This is a genomic window from Candidatus Borkfalkia ceftriaxoniphila (assembly GCF_004134775.1).
In the GTDB taxonomy this organism is placed as follows: domain Bacteria; phylum Bacillota; class Clostridia; order Christensenellales; family Borkfalkiaceae; genus Borkfalkia; species Borkfalkia ceftriaxoniphila.
Genome location: NZ_SDOZ01000004.1, coordinates 74,157 through 88,679 on the forward strand (window position 1 = coordinate 74,157; position 14,523 = coordinate 88,679).

Here is a 14,523-nt window from a genome sequence, read left to right on the forward strand (position 1 = left end):
GGCGCGGCAAAGAAAAATGTTACAGGAAAAATAATTGTGCGGATTTCGCGTAAAATAAGAGTGGCTGAAAAATTTATAAAGTCAATTCACTTGCTATCACGCCGCGTTTTTGTTATAATTGTAGGTACTTTTAACAGGATATGCACAAGGCAAATACGTTCGTGCGGTTTGACCTTGCAAATGCATAAATTTATTTTTTTTTCACAGATATTCCCGTTTCGGGAAATCTGATGGAGGTCATCATGAAAAAGAAGGCTTTTTTCACATCCCGCAACATCACCTTTCTGGCGGTCTTGCTGGCACTCGTCATCGTATTGCAGATCTTCGGCGGCTATATCAAGATCGGCCCCGTGAACTTTACGCTCACGCTCGTGCCCATCGTTCTGGGCGCCGTCATGCTCGGCCCGCTTGCAGGGCTGATTCTCGGCTTCGCGTTCGGACTGGTCACGCTGATCAACGGCGTCGTCGGCAACGACGTGTTCACCTTTTATCTCTTTTCGCAGCAACCTGTCTTCACGACGGTCCTCTGCTTTGTCAAAGCGATCGCGGCGGGGCTGGCTGCAAGTTACGCGTATCGGCTCATCGTAAAGAAAAATCAGTACGCGGCGGTGTTTACCGCGGCGATCGTCGCGCCCGTCGTGAATACGGGGCTGTTCATTTTGGGCGGACTGATGATGAGCGGCACGATCGCGGGATTCATGCAGTCGGTCGGAAATACCGCGAGCGTCGTGTATTTTCTGATCATCGGCTGCGCAGGGATCAACTTTTTGGTCGAACTCGGCCTCAATCTGGTTGCCGCGCCCGCACTTTACCGTGTGAGCGGACTGTTTATAAAATCGCCCGCGGCGGAGGATACGGATGAAAATCCGCTTTCCGAACCGCGCAAAATCGGATAAAAATAATTTCGGGCAGGTTATTTTATGATATTATGTATAGACGTGGGTAACACGAACATAAAATACGGTATATTCGACGGGGACAAGCTGGCGGTCAGTTTCCGCGTTGCGACGGATCTGAAACGCACGTCGGACGAATACGGCACCAAACTTGTCGATATGTTGGCGGTCAAAGGGATCCGCGCCGAACAGATCCACGGCGCCATCGTATCGTCCGTGATTCCCTCGCTCAACTACACGATATCGCATATGTGTTCGGGATATCTGGACATAGACCCCATTCTGGTGGGGCCCGGAACGAAAACCGAACACAATCTCCGCGTGGACAACGCGCGGGAAGTCGGCGCCGACCGCATCGTCAACGACGTCGCCGCCATCAGAAAGTACGGCGCTCCCGTGGTGGTCATCGATTTCGGCACTGCTACGACGTTCAACATCATCAACGAAAACCGCGAGTTCATCGGCGGCGTCATCGCCCCGGGGATCCGCGGCTCGATGGATTCTCTCGTCAACAGCACGGCGAAACTGCCGCGCGTGGAGATCGAGATCCCCAAGAGCGTCATCGGTAAGAATACGACGACCAACATGCAGGCGGGCATCGTATTCGGGTTCGCGGGGTTGGTGGATTATATCGTGCGGAAGATCAAAAGAGAAATGAAGTGCCCCGATATGCAGGTCGTGGCGACGGGGGGATTCAGCGAGATTATCGCGTCGGAAATTTCCTGCATCGACCATGTGGATAAACTGCTCACTTTACAGGGCTTGAAATACTTATACGACTTAAATACGGAGGGTAAGAGATGAAAAGCGTAGGCGTTGCGATACTGGGATTGGGAGTCGTGGGGAGCGGCACGTATAAAATACTGCGCGACCACAGAGAATTTTATAAAGAGACGCAGGACGTGGATATCAGCGTCGAGAGCGTTTTGGAGATCAACAAACAAAAGGCGCTCGCGCTGGGCATCGAAGAGAGCCGCATTTCCGACAATATCGCGGAAGTCGTCAGCAATCCCAACGTGGATATCGTCGTGGAAGTCATCGGCGGGGTAGAACCCGCGCGCACTTTCGTTCTGGCGGCGCTGCACAGCGGCAAGAGCGTGGTGACTTCCAACAAGGAACTGTTTTGCAAATACTGGCACGAGTTGGAACGCGCCGCAAAGCGCACCAACGCGGGGCTTTATTTCGAGGCGAGTTGCGTGGGCGGCGTGCCCATTATCCGCACGCTCATCGACGGGATGCAGGCGAACCATATCCGCACGCTCAAAGGCATCATCAACGGCACGACCAACTACATCCTCACGCGCATGGCGAAGGAAGGGCTCGGTTATCAGGAAGTTTTGAAGGACGCGCAGGCGCTCGGCTATGCCGAGGCAAATCCCGCCGCGGACGTGGAAGGATACGACGCCGCCTATAAACTCTCAATTTTGTCCAGCCTTGCCTTTCATAAAAAAGTGCCGCTCGATAAAATTTACCGTGAAGGGATCACTTCCGTCGACCGCAAGGATATCAAATACGGTGCGGAGTTGGGATATACTTTAAAACTTCTCGCCATCGGCAAAAACGGGGAGGAGGGCATCGAGGCGCGCGTGCATCCCGCGTTCGTCAAGAACAAGCACCCGCTCGCCTCCGTCAACGGTTCCTTTAACGCCGTCTATCTGCAGGGCGACAGCGTGGGCGACATCATGCTCTACGGCAGGGGCGCGGGCGATATGCCTACGGGCAGCGCCATCGTTTCCGACGTCATTTACGCCGCCACGCATTCGGACGTAAAATATTCTACGTTCAAGAATTCCGCGGGCGCGGAAAAGGGCGTGCGCTTTGTCAACGACTTCCGTTCGCGCTATTATATCCGCTTTACCGCGCGTGATAAGGCGGGCGTGCTCGCAAAAGTCGCGGGTATCTTCGCGAAATTCAATATCAGTATCGTAGATCTCATACAAAAGGGCGAAGAACAGGACAACGTGCCCATCATTCTCGTCACGCACGAAACGGGCGAAATGTCGCTGCGCCGCGCGGTGGAAAAGATACGCGCGCTCGAAGACGTCGTAGAAGTGAACAGCGTCATCCGCGTCGAGGACTGATCGTAAAAAAACGTAAGACCGCAAAGATTTCGCTTTGCGGTCTTTTTCTTGAAAGGAGTCATATGAAGGGAATCGTTTTGCTCAACGCCTATACGAAGTCCGCAGGCGCAAACAGGCAGGCGTCGCGCATTGCCGAAGAATTGAACGCGCTCGGCGTGCAGACGGAAATGCGACTGAACGGCGCTTTCGACGCGGATATTTTTTCTTCCCGCGTCCGTCTCGCGCAAAAACCCGATTTCGTGGTCTATCTCGATAAGGACAAATATCTTTCGCGCCTTTGGGAAAAGGAAGGCGTGAGGCTCTTCAACAGCGCCGATGGCGTGGAGGTGTGCGACGACAAAATGCTCACCTATATCGCCCTGGCAAACGGCGGCGTGGAGATCCCTGATACGCTACCCGCGCCCCTCTGTTATTATCCCGACGCGCGCGTGCGAGAGGAATACTGCCGCGTCGTGGAAGAGCGACTGGGCTATCCCCTCGTCGTTAAAAAGAGTTTCGGCTCGTGGGGGATGGACGTCAACCTCATACAAAATTTTGCGGAACTTACAAAGATCGCGGAGGAATATAAACTTTTTCCCCACCTGTATCAGAAATATATCGCCGCAAAGCGCGGGGAAGATACGCGCGTTCTCGTCATCGGCGGCAAGGCCGTCGCAGCCATGCGCCGCCGCAACGACGGCGATTTCCGTTCCAACATCGAACTCGGCGGGCGCGGCTATCCCGCCGAGATCACAAAGTCGTACCGCGAAATTTCCGAAAGGGCGGCGCGACTTTTGTCGCTCGATTACTGCGGCATCGATTTGTTGGAGGGGGAGGACGGCAGACCGATCGTCTGCGAAGTGAATTCCAATGCTTTTTTCAACGAGGCGGAAAAGGTGACGGGCGTCAATATAGCGGGTGCCTACGCCGCGCATATCGCGCGCGAAATGAAAAAGAACTGAACGGAAAAATTTCCCGCGCCGCGCGGGTGCGCCGAGGGTGCAAATCCGGAACGCGCGGCATAGTATAATAGAGAGGCGGGTGCCTCCGATTACACAAAAGGGGAATTTTTAAAATGGGATTGATCTATCTGTTACTGTTCGGCTGTGCGAGCAATTGCTGTTCGAGAGGGTGCGGTTGCGACCGGAACGACGGCTGCGGTTGCGGCAACGGTTTTGACACCGCGTCGCTGCGTATTTCCGGCGACGGCTGCGGTTGCGGCTGCAACCAGCCCCGTTCGGGCGGCTGCGGCTGTGGCTGCAATCAGGGACGCGCGGGCGACGGCTGCGGATGCGGTTGCAACCAGCCCCGTTCGGGCGGCTGCAACAGATGCTGCAAATGCGTCTGCGAATGCAGATGCGGCTATGGCAGATGCGCGGGCAACCGCGGCTGCAACGTCTGCAACGACGCCGAATATTACAACCGTCAGTACGCGTTGAACGGCTGCGTGAACGTCAGTTGCAATCCCTGCAACGGCTGCAATCCTTGCAACAATTGACGGGAACTTCGGGCGGGGCAATTTTTGCCCCGCCTTTTTTTGTTTTCCTCGTCAAATGTTGAAGAAGGTGTTGGCGAACATTGACAAAGTCATAAAAAAAGGTTATAATTAAGGAAAGTGTAACGTATGCTTATACTTATTGATTAACTTGAGAAGGGTTTTATGAACATCGTCGTAGTGATAGATATATATGACCAGTTGACGAACGGCACGGTAATGACGGCTTACCGTTTCGTGGAAGAATTCAAGCGCAGAGGTCATACGGTGCGCGTCGTGGCAACGGGCGCGCGCGGAGAGGGCGAATACGAGGTCCCCGAGCGTATCTTACCCATCGCCACAAAAGTTGCGTCAAAACAGCAGATCCGTTTCGGCAAGCCCGTGGAATCGGTCTTCCGCGAAGCCTTCGAGGGCGCGGACGTCGTCCACTTTTATCTTCCCTTTCAGTTGGAAAAAAAGGGCAGGAAGATCGCAAAAGAAATGGGTATTCCCTGTACGGCCGCCTTTCATCTGCAACCCGAAAACATTACTTATAATTGCGGCTTAAAGCGCAGCAGGCTTGTCCCCAGATGGATCTATTCCTGGTTCCGCCGCAAATTTTACAAGTATTTCGACCATATCCATTGCCCGTCGGTCTTCATTGCCGACCAACTCAGGAAACATAAATACAAGGCGAAACTGCACGTCATTTCCAACGGCGTGGCGGCTGATTTCCGTCCGCCCGAAACGCCGCGCACCGAGCCTAAGGAGTTTTTCGATATCCTCATGATCGGGCGCTACGCTACCGAAAAACGGCAGGACGTTCTCATCCGCGCCATCGCCCGTTCCAAATATGCGGACAAGATCCGCTTGACGCTCGCGGGCAAGGGGCCCAAGCGCAAAAAACTCGAACGGCTGGGCAAAAAATATCTGAAAAATCCCGTCACGTTCGGGTTTTATCCCGAGAAAGAACTGATCGAAGTCATTCATTCTTCCGATCTGTACGTACACGCCGCGGATATCGAGATCGAGGCGATCGCCTGTATCGAGGCGTTCAGTTGCGGGCTGGTGCCCGTCATCGCCGATTCCAAAAAATCTGCGACGCCGCAGTTCGCGCTCGACGAACGTTCGCTTTTCAAGGCGGGTTCGGAAAAAGACCTCGCCGCCAAGATCGACTACTGGATCGAACACGAAGAAGAGCGCCGCCGCATGGGGGAGAAATACGCCGACCACGGCAGCCGCTATCGTCTGGATTATTCGGTCGAACGCGCGGAAGAAATGTTTACCGAGGCGATCAAAACGCACAAGAACAAAAAGCGCGTGGAAGGCAAAGAGCACAAGAAAATGCGCAAATTTTTCGGCAAACGCTCGAAGATCGCAAATTTCTTTTCTTCGCTTTTCTATTACGGGATCGCCATTCCGCTGCTTTTCGTCTATAACAAACTCGTGTACGGACTGAAAATAAGCGGCCGCAAAAATCTGAAAAAACTCAAAAAGAAGGGCGCGATCTCTGTGTCCAACCACGTTCATACGCTCGATTGCACGATGAACGCGTTGGCAATGTTCCCGAGAAAGGTGCATTTCACGTCGCTGAAAAGCAATTTCCATATCCCTGTGGCGGGCGGGATCCTGCACTTCGTGGGCGTGATCCCCGTGGCGGACAAGGTTTCCGAAATGCCCATCTTTTTACAGGAAGTCAAAGAACTTGTCAAGAAAAAACGTTTATTGCACGTGTATGCAGAAGGGGAACTCGTCAACTATTATGCGGGACTGCGCGATTTCAGCCGCGGCGCGTTCATGATCGCGCGCGAGGCGCAGGTTCCCATTCTTCCCGTCGTGATGAGTTGGCGCAAACGCCGCGGTCTGTACCGCTTGTTTCTGCCTAAAAAACCGTGCGCGACCATCACCATCGGCGAGCCTATCTATCCCGATTATATGCTCTTTTCCAAGGAACAGGAAGTGGATCTGATGCAGCGCACCGTCGCGGCGATGGAAAAACTGTACGCCGGATCCAACGGCGGCAAGAGCGTGAATTATTGGGAAAACAAAAAGATGCCCGAAGGGGAACGGCGCAAGATCAAGAAAAAAAAGGAGCCTTCCGCCAAAAACGTGAAAAAAGAAGAGAGCGCACCCGTTTCCTCTTTCGAAGAGGAGATAGAGGCGACGCAGACCGAATAATCCGATAAATACAAAAGGAACGCCGCATGCGGCGTTCCTTTTTATATCAGTTCGATGCACCATTGAAAGGCGGACGGAACGGAAATTTTTTCTACGATTTCGCTTTTCGGGAAATAAGTCAGGAAAGGAAGGACTTCTTCCGTCTGCACGGCGTAGGCGCGCATATCCCATTCGAGGTGGGTAAAAACGTGTTTGTGTGAAACGGGCGCGGGCGAGAGCGAAAACTCTTTCAGCCCCAGCGATAGCAAGTGTCCGCGCGCCTCGTCGGCGCCGAGAAACCGCGTCACGTTATAGAATTGCCAAAGTCCCTTCAAAACGCCGTCTGTTCGCTTGAAAAGCCCCGCGCCGTTTTCGCCCGAAAAGACGAACACGGTCATTTCCGTCTTTTTGCGCTCCGCTTTGCGCTTTCTGACGGGCAGCGCGTCCCCGCGCGTACCGCAGAGCGAAAAGAGCGGGCAGAGCATACAGCGGGGCGAAGAGGGCAGGCAGATCGTCGCGCCCAGTTCCATCAGGCTTTGCGTAAAGTCGCCCCTGCGCGCGGGAGGGTAGGCGGGCGCGAGTTCCTTTTCGAAAACGTCTTTTAAAACGTCTTGTCCGCGCTCGTCCGCCAAGAGTCGGGAAAGCACGCGGATCACGTTTCCGTCCACTGCGGGCGTGGGCTGTTCGAAGGCGATCGAGGCGATCGCGCCCGCCGTATACGCGCCCACGCCTTTGAGTTTGCGTATCTTTTCGTGATCGGACGGAAACTCCCCGAGCGCGGCGATCTCTTTCGCCGCGCTGTGCAGATTGCGGGCACGGCTGTAATAGCCCAGCCCTTCCCACAACTTCAAAAGTTTTTCTTCCGTGCACGCTGCGAGCGCCTGCACGGTGGGCAGTTCGCGCATAAACCGCTCGTAATGTTCCTTGACCGCCTCCACGCGCGTCTGTTGCAGCATGATCTCCGAAACCCACACGCGGTATGCGTCGGTATTTTTGCGCCAGGGAAGGTCGCGCTTGTTTACATCGTACCATGGCAAAAGCAGCGCGGGCAGTTTTTGCAGGATCTCTTGTCTGTTCATGCTTTCATTATACCATACCTCGCGCGGTTTTGCACGTTTTTCGCGGGCGGTTGACTTTTTCCGCAGATTGCGCTATAATTTTTTTGTTATGAAAAACATTATTTTGATCGGAATGCCCGCGTCGGGCAAGAGCACGGCGGGCGTCCTTCTCGCCAAAACCGTCGGCTACGGATTTATCGACAGCGATCTTCTGATACAGAACCAACAAAAGCGCCTTCTCTGCGAGATCATCGAACGCGAGGGCGCGGAAAAGTTCATCGAAATCGAAGAGAACGTCAACGGGGCTCTGTGGGCGGAGCGTTGCGTCGTCGCCACGGGCGGCAGCGTCGTCTACGGCGAACGTGCGATGAAACATTTGAAAGAACTGGGCACCGTCGTCTATCTCGAACTCAGCCTTGCCGAAGTAGAAAGGCGTCTGAAAAATATCGCGCGGCGCGGCGTCGTCATGCGGCGGCAGGGCGAAACGCTCGCGGAACTGTACGCCGAGCGCGCGCCCCTATACGAAAAATATGCGGACGCGACAGTCGCGTGTGACGGGTTGGGACTGGAAGAGACTGTCCGTGCCATCGCTGCGGCGGTCGGGCTCTGAATAAAAAGCGGGGATCCGGAAGTTTCCGGATCCCCGCTTTTTTTACCCATACCGAAACGCATCGTTCCCGTTTGTCTTCTTTTGTATATCTCTAAGGAGATATTTTGAATAATTATATCACCATTGAGATATAATGTCAATAAAAAAGGGGATGCGTTTTGAAAATCTTGGTTGCGGAGCGGCTGAAAGAATTGATGAAGGAGTCGGGCGTCACGCAGTACGCTCTGGCAAAGGCCATAGGCATGCGCCAGAGCAACGTGAGCGAATGGCTCTCACAGAAAAAGGAGCCGAGTATCAAGAGCCTCTGGCTGTTGGCGGACTTTTTCGACGTGGACATCGATTTTCTCATCGGACGCAAAAATTATTGATAATTCGGAACATTCGGCGGGGGGCGCGCATATGCGCGCCCCCCGTTTCATATATATAAAGTGATTTTCTTCGGACAAGGGGGCTTTATGGAGATCTGGAAAGCGGCGGTATTGGGCATCGTGCAGGGACTCACCGAATTCTTGCCCGTTTCTTCCAGCGGACACATTCTGCTGTTCGAGCGGCTTTTAGGGGTGAGTACGGGCGGCGCGGATATGTTTTTGGGGATCGTACTGCACGCGGGGACGCTCGTCGCCGTCATCGCGGTCTATTTCAAAAAACTGCTCGCGCTGTTTCGTCCGCCCTTTTCCGATCTTTTAAGGCTTCTGATCGCCACCGTGCCCGCGGCGCTCGTCGGGGTTCTCTTGGGCGATCTGGTGGATAAAGCATTTTTCGGCGGAAAGTTTTTGTGGGTGGCGTTCGCGCTGACCGCAGTATTGTTGGCGCTCGCCGAACGTAAGACGCGCCGTACGGCGCTGTACCGCCCCGTCGACAAGCGCCGCGCGCTCGTTGTGGGGCTTGCGCAGGCGGTCGCGGTCATACCCGGGCTATCGAGGAGCGGAACGACGCTTTCCGCCGCGGTCCTTTGCGGCGCGAGCCGCGACGAAGCGGCGGATTTCTCCTTTCTGATGAGCGTTCCGATCATCGCGGGCGCGCTCCTCGTGGAGATCGTCAAGTGCGCGAAAGGGGGCGTGTCGCTGGCGGGGATCGGTTTTCCCGCACTGGCGGTGGGCACGCTGCTGTCTTTTTTGTGCGGACTGTTTGCCATCGGCATCATGCTCAAAGCCATCAAAAAAGGAAAATACGGGGCGTTTTGCATTTATTTGATCGTACTATCGATCCTTTTGATTATTTTTCCTTTCTGACGCATAAATTTAAATCTCCTGCGCAAACTGTTACTATAAAATTCAAGGAGGAATTCATTTATGCAGATGCATTCAGGCGACAATTGTCCCAAGAGCGGTACCTACAAAGTCGTAGGACCGAACGGCGAAGACATGGGCAAACTCTATATGAACGAAGGTGAAACTTTCCCGCCTACACAGCAGTCCGGCTGCTATTACGAGCAGGTATAAATTTTCGTAAATTTTACGGGAAAACAAAAAGAGCGGAGTACGACGTACTCCGCTCTTTTTTATACGTTGAAACGGAAGAGGACGGTGTCGCCGTCGCGGATGACGTAATCCTTTCCCTCCGAACGAACCTTTCCCTTTTCCTTGGCAGCCGTATAACTGCCGCATTCCAGCAGGATCTGCCAGTCCACGACTTCGGCGCGGATAAAACCTTTTTCGAAATCGGTATGGATCTTTCCCGCCGCCTGGGGCGCCTTGGTGCCTTTTTCGATCGTCCAGGCGCGCGTTTCCTTTTCGCCCGCCGTAAGATAACTGATGAGTCCCAAAAGGTCGTACGACTTTTTGATGAGGCGGTTGAGCCCGCTCTCTTTGAGTCCGAGATCTTCCAAAAACATCTGCGCGTCGTCGGGGGGCAGTTGGGAAAGTTCTTCTTCCGTTTTCGCGCAGATGACCAGAACTTCCGAGCCCTCGTTCTTTGCGAATTCTTTTACCTTTGCGACCATGGGCAGTTCGTTTTCGTCCGTGCCCATATCCTTTTCCGCGATGTTCGCCGCGTAAATGACGGGTTTGGAAGTCAGAAGGAACAGGTTTTTCATGATTTCCGTCTCTTCCTCGGTCATTTCGAGGGTGCGCGCGGGCTTTTCCTCTTCGAGATGGCTGAGAATGCGGGAGAGAAATTCCGCTTCCGCGAGATATTTTTTATCGCCGCCTTTGGCGGAAGTTTTGGCTTTATCCAGCCTTCTTTGCACGGATTCGATGTCGGATAAGATCAGTTCGAGATTGATGGTGCCGATGTCGCGGATGGGATCGATGGAGTTTTCCACGTGCGTCACGTTCTCGTCCGCAAAACAGCGCACCACGTGCACGATCGCGTCCACTTCGCGGATATGCGACAAAAATTTATTGCCCAGCCCTTCGCCCCTGGACGCGCCCTTGACCAGTCCCGCAATGTCCACGAATTCGATGACCGCGGGGGTTATTTTTTTGCTGTCGTACAGGGCGGCGAGTTTATCGAGCCGCTCGTCGGGTACCGCCACCACGCCCACGTTGGGCTCGATGGTGCAGAAAGGATAATTCGCGGCCTCTGCGCCCGCGTGCGTGATCGCGTTGAAAAGAGTGGATTTGCCCACGTTGGGAAGTCCCACTACGCCTAATTTCATATGAATACACCTCGGTTTGTCTGTCAGATGCCATTATAATATAAATCGCGAAAATAATCAAAAAGTTTCGGGGGGAAAAGCGCAAAAAGTTGTAAATTCCGCGAAAATATGGTAAAATTGATATATTACAGAAATTTCGAGGTCGATATGGATTTTAAACGGCACATCGCGAAAAAATTGAACATAGAGGGGATCGGGGAAGACGAACTCGTTTCCATGCTCGCCCTGCCGCCCAATACGGAGATGGGCGACTTTGCCCTGCCTTGCTTTAAATTTGCGAAAATTTTCAGAAAATCCCCCGCGCTCATCGCCGAGGAGATCGCAAAATCTGTTCCCGCGGACGAATTCGTGAGCGAAGTTTCGGCTGTGAACGGCTACGTCAATTTCAAGATCGACCGCGACTTCTGGGCGAAGGAAACGCTTTCGCGCGTCCTTTCCGAAAAGGAGCGCTACGGCTCTTCCGACGAGGGAACGGGCAAGACCGTCTGCATCGACTATTCCTCCGTCAACATCGCCAAGCCCTTTCATATCGGGCACCTTTCGACGACCGTTCTCGGAAGTTCGCTCTATAAACTGCATAAATTTTTGGGATATACGCCCGTGGGCATCAACCATCTGGGTGATTACGGCACGCAGTTCGGCAAACTCATATCCGCGTTCAAGCGCTGGGGCAGCCGCGAGGACGTGGAAAAGGGCGGCCTGCGCGCGCTCAACGAATTGTACGTCCGCTTTCATCGGGAAGCGGAATCGAACGAGGCGCTGAACGACGAGGCGCGTTCCTATTTCAAAAAGATCGAAGAGGGTGACAAGGAGAGCGTGGCGCTCTTCGAGTGGTTCAAGGAACTCACCTTGAAAGACGTCTCCAAAATTTATAAACTTTTGGACGTGCATTTCGACAGTTGGGCGGGTGAAAGTTTTTACAACGACAAAATGGGTCCCGTCATCGAAGAGTTGGAAGAAAAGGGGCTTTTAAAGGAGAGCGAGGGCGCAAAGATCGTCGATCTGGAAGCGTACGGCATGCCGCCGTGTATCATTCTGCGTTCGGACGGCGCGAGCCTGTACGCCACGCGCGACATCGCCGCGGCGCTGTACCGTAAGCAAACGTACGATTTTTATAAATGCCTGTACGTGGTCGCCTATCAGCAGAATCTGCACTTCAAGCAACTTTTCAAGGTGCTGGAACTGATGGGCAAGGAATGGTCGAAAGATCTGGTGCACGTGGCGTACGGCATGGTATCTTTGGAAGAGGGCGCCATGTCTACCCGCAAGGGCAACGTCGTGTATCTCGAAGACGTCATCGACAAGTGTATTCAAAAGGCGTACGAGATCATTTCCGAAAAGAACCCCTCCCTTTCCGACAAAGAGGAGATTGCCCGCACGGTGGGCGTGGGCGCGGTCATTTTCGGCGCGCTTTACAACAATAAGATCAAGGATATCACCTTTTCCTACGATAAAGTGCTCAATTTCGAGGGAGAAACGTCGGTCTACGTGCAGTACACCTGCGCCCGCGCGAACAGCGTTCTTTCAAAGGGCGGGGAAGTAAGCGCGTACGAGGCGAAAGATATCTGTCCGCAGGAATTCGAACTCGTCAAAAAGATATCGGAATTTCCCGAACTTCTTTCCGACGCGCTGGAAAAATACGAGCCTAGCCTGATCGCGCGCTACGCGGTGGATCTGGCGCAGATCTACAACAAATTTTATTTCGACTGCAAGATCTTGGGCGCGGAAGAAAAGGACAAAAATTTCCGTCTTGCGCTCACGAGTGCGACGCTGCAAACGCTGAAAAACGCGCTGGCTCTTCTGGGGATCGGCGTTCCCGAAAAAATGTGATCGGAGCGATACCATGGTAAAAGCGATACTTTTCGATCTGGACGGCACGCTTTTGGACACTCTGCCCGATCTCAACGCCTGTATGAACGCCATGCTCGCGCATTTCGGGTTTCCCCCCGTTTCCATGCAGGACACGCGCCTATTCGTGGGGCACGGCGGCCGCGAGTTTACGGCGATGTCGCTGCCCGAAAATGAACGGCACAGGCTGGACGAGTGCTATGCCTATTACGGCGATCTGCACGTGCATTGGGACAACGGGCGCACGAAAATGTTTGAAGGCGAATCTGCGTTTTTGCAGGATATACGGGCGCGGGGCGTCAAGACCGCGATCGTCACCAATAAGGCGCAGAATACGACGGAAGTGCTGTGCAGAACGCTTTTGCGGGAACACGCGTTCGACGCCGTTCTGGGCAATTCCGCCCGCTATCCCGTCAAACCCGATCCCGCGGGCACGCAGGCGATCCTGAAACAGTTGGGCGTTTCACCCGCGGAGGCGGTCTTCGTAGGCGACGGGGATACGGACGTCGAAACCGCGAAAAACGCGGGAATGCGCTGCGTGAGCGTACTTTGGGGCTACCGCACGCGCGATGAACTCGTCGCGGCGGGCGCCGACTGTTTCGCGCGGGATTTCAAAGAACTGACGCAAAAAATATTCGGATAACGTGAAAGAGCCGCGGAAATATTTCCGCGGCTCTTTTTATCTGTGTTTTCCCTCGACTGCGTCGGTAAACATTTTTTCCATTTCGTCGATACATTTTTCCAGGGCGAACTGTTTTGCGTATTCCGCATATTCCGTGCGCAACGTTTCGCGGAATTCGGGATGTTCGATCATGTAGTCGATCTTTTGCGCGAGGTTCGCGCTGTTGCCCGCGCTGAACAGGCATTCGGGGCGCAGCGCGAAGTAGCGCGCCGCCGACTTTTTGCTGTCGGAAATAACGGGCACCAGCCCGCAGGTGATCGCCTCGACACAGGCGATCGACTCGATCTCCGCATACGACGGGTGGCAGTACAGATCGCAGTAGTTGATCATCTTTACCAACTCTTCCTTGGGATGAAAACCGATGACGGGCGGATTTTTCAGATCCTCGCCCGCCTTTACGAGTTTTTTGAGCAACGGGCCCTGTCCCGCGATGAACAGTTGTATCTCGTCCGCGTGACGCGACTTTTTCACGGCTTCGATCAGAAGTTTCTGACATTTTTCCTTGGTCAGGCGCCCCGTGGAGAGAATGCAGAATTTGCCGCGGTACCGTTCGGGTTTTTCGCCGCGCTCGGCGCGGTACAGTTCGTCCACGCCGTTGGAAATGACGCGCAGATCCTGTTTATACCCGTGTTTTTTCAGTTCCTCCGCGATAAATCGGGTGGGGCAGTGAATGTATTCGGTATAGGCGTAAAAATGCTTATGGAAAAATTTATAGATGCGGCGGTTGACGAACGCGCTCTTTTGCAGGCCGAAATGACAACTCACGTTTTCGGGCTGCACGTGGAAAGCCGTGGTAACGGGGATCCCGTTTTCGCGGCACATTTTGATCGCCACGTTCCCGAGAAAAAAAGGCATCAGAATATGCACCACGTCGCTGTCCTTGATCGTTTCGCGGATCATATCCTCGTTGGGTTTGGCAAGTTCCACGCCGTTTTTCGCTACGTACGAATTGAAAATTCCGAAATTGATCTTGGGTACCCGAATGAACCCCTCCCCGTCCTCTTCGGAAGGGGAAATCACGCGCACGGCGTGCCCGCGCTCTTTTAAATGCTGAATGAGGCGTTTCGCCGTGATAGTGGTCCCGTTATTTTCTTCGCCGAGCACGTCGGCGACTATGGTTATTTTCATAAATTCCTCTC

General features: G+C 53.8%; 15 protein-coding genes. 12 read left to right on the top strand and 3 right to left on the bottom strand.

Annotated features, from left to right (window positions below; genetic code table 11):
- Positions 1 to 242: 242 nt before the first annotated feature.
- The 6 genes from ESZ91_RS10285 to ESZ91_RS11670 all read left to right on the top strand — a co-directional run bounded on the left by ESZ91_RS10285 (position 243) and on the right by ESZ91_RS11670 (position 6,608).
- Positions 243 to 896, top strand: coding sequence for an ECF transporter S component (locus ESZ91_RS10285; RefSeq protein WP_161971140.1), 654 nt, complete (start codon positions 243 to 245; stop codon positions 894 to 896).
- A gap of 24 nt (positions 897 to 920) precedes the next feature.
- The gene (locus ESZ91_RS10290) at positions 921 to 1,700 is read left to right on the top strand and encodes a type III pantothenate kinase (RefSeq protein ID WP_129226960.1); all 780 of its coding nucleotides are present in this window, start codon (positions 921 to 923) and stop codon (positions 1,698 to 1,700) included.
- Entirely contained in the window at positions 1,697 to 2,977 is a 1,281-nt protein-coding gene (locus ESZ91_RS10295; protein WP_129226962.1) for a homoserine dehydrogenase, read from the top strand. The genes ESZ91_RS10290 and ESZ91_RS10295 overlap by 4 nt, the downstream gene beginning before the upstream one ends.
- A 62-nt stretch (positions 2,978 to 3,039) precedes the next feature.
- Positions 3,040 to 3,918, top strand: a complete 879-nt coding sequence (locus ESZ91_RS10300; protein WP_129226964.1) for an ATP-grasp domain-containing protein — start codon at positions 3,040 to 3,042, stop codon at positions 3,916 to 3,918.
- A gap of 113 nt (positions 3,919 to 4,031) precedes the next feature.
- Positions 4,032 to 4,454, top strand: coding sequence for a hypothetical protein (locus tag ESZ91_RS10305; RefSeq protein WP_129226966.1), 423 nt, complete (start codon positions 4,032 to 4,034; stop codon positions 4,452 to 4,454).
- A gap of 162 nt (positions 4,455 to 4,616) precedes the next feature.
- Positions 4,617 to 6,608, top strand: a complete 1,992-nt coding sequence (locus ESZ91_RS11670) for a glycosyltransferase (protein WP_161971141.1) — start codon at positions 4,617 to 4,619, stop codon at positions 6,606 to 6,608.
- A gap of 41 nt (positions 6,609 to 6,649) precedes the next feature.
- Here ESZ91_RS11670 and ESZ91_RS10315 read toward each other — a convergent pair whose 3' ends face one another.
- Positions 6,650 to 7,666: an A/G-specific adenine glycosylase gene (locus tag ESZ91_RS10315; protein WP_129226968.1), complete on the bottom strand. Its 1,017-nt coding sequence runs from the start codon at positions 7,664 to 7,666 to the stop codon at positions 6,650 to 6,652.
- An 88-nt stretch (positions 7,667 to 7,754) separates the two neighbouring features.
- Here ESZ91_RS10315 and ESZ91_RS10320 point away from each other — a divergent pair, with 88 nt between their 5' ends.
- The 4 genes from ESZ91_RS10320 (at position 7,755) to ESZ91_RS10335 (ending at position 9,697) form a co-directional block, all read left to right on the top strand.
- Positions 7,755 to 8,255: a shikimate kinase gene (locus tag ESZ91_RS10320; protein ID WP_129226970.1), complete on the top strand. Its 501-nt coding sequence runs from the start codon at positions 7,755 to 7,757 to the stop codon at positions 8,253 to 8,255.
- Positions 8,256 to 8,413: 158 nt separating this feature from the next.
- On the top strand, positions 8,414 to 8,623 hold the full coding sequence (locus ESZ91_RS10325) for a helix-turn-helix domain-containing protein (protein ID WP_129226972.1): 210 nt from the start codon (positions 8,414 to 8,416) through the stop codon (positions 8,621 to 8,623).
- Between the two features lie 87 nt (positions 8,624 to 8,710).
- Positions 8,711 to 9,487 (top strand): undecaprenyl-diphosphate phosphatase, encoded by a 777-nt coding sequence (locus tag ESZ91_RS10330; protein ID WP_129226974.1) that lies wholly within the window; start codon positions 8,711 to 8,713, stop codon positions 9,485 to 9,487.
- 60 nt (positions 9,488 to 9,547) lie between these two features.
- Positions 9,548 to 9,697 (top strand): YjzC family protein, encoded by a 150-nt coding sequence (locus ESZ91_RS10335; RefSeq protein ID WP_129226976.1) that lies wholly within the window; start codon positions 9,548 to 9,550, stop codon positions 9,695 to 9,697.
- Positions 9,698 to 9,756: 59 nt separating this feature from the next.
- On the opposite strand, the gene ychF is transcribed toward ESZ91_RS10335, so the two are convergent.
- Complete coding sequence (ychF, locus tag ESZ91_RS10340; RefSeq protein WP_129226978.1) at positions 9,757 to 10,854, bottom strand: redox-regulated ATPase YchF; 1,098 nt, start codon at positions 10,852 to 10,854, stop codon at positions 9,757 to 9,759.
- A gap of 108 nt (positions 10,855 to 10,962) precedes the next feature.
- On the opposite strand from ychF, the gene argS reads away from it, so the two are divergent.
- Both argS and ESZ91_RS10350 read left to right on the top strand, forming a co-directional pair.
- Complete coding sequence (gene argS, locus ESZ91_RS10345) at positions 10,963 to 12,684, top strand: arginine--tRNA ligase (protein WP_201270904.1); 1,722 nt, start codon at positions 10,963 to 10,965, stop codon at positions 12,682 to 12,684.
- A gap of 13 nt (positions 12,685 to 12,697) precedes the next feature.
- Positions 12,698 to 13,345: an HAD family hydrolase gene (locus tag ESZ91_RS10350; protein WP_129226980.1), complete on the top strand. Its 648-nt coding sequence runs from the start codon at positions 12,698 to 12,700 to the stop codon at positions 13,343 to 13,345.
- Between the two features lie 36 nt (positions 13,346 to 13,381).
- On the opposite strand, the gene ESZ91_RS10355 is transcribed toward ESZ91_RS10350, so the two are convergent.
- Positions 13,382 to 14,512 carry a glycosyltransferase gene (locus ESZ91_RS10355; RefSeq protein ID WP_129226982.1) on the bottom strand — a complete coding sequence of 377 codons (1,131 nt, stop codon included), beginning with the start codon at positions 14,510 to 14,512 and terminating at the stop codon, positions 13,382 to 13,384.
- Positions 14,513 to 14,523 lie beyond the last annotated feature (11 nt).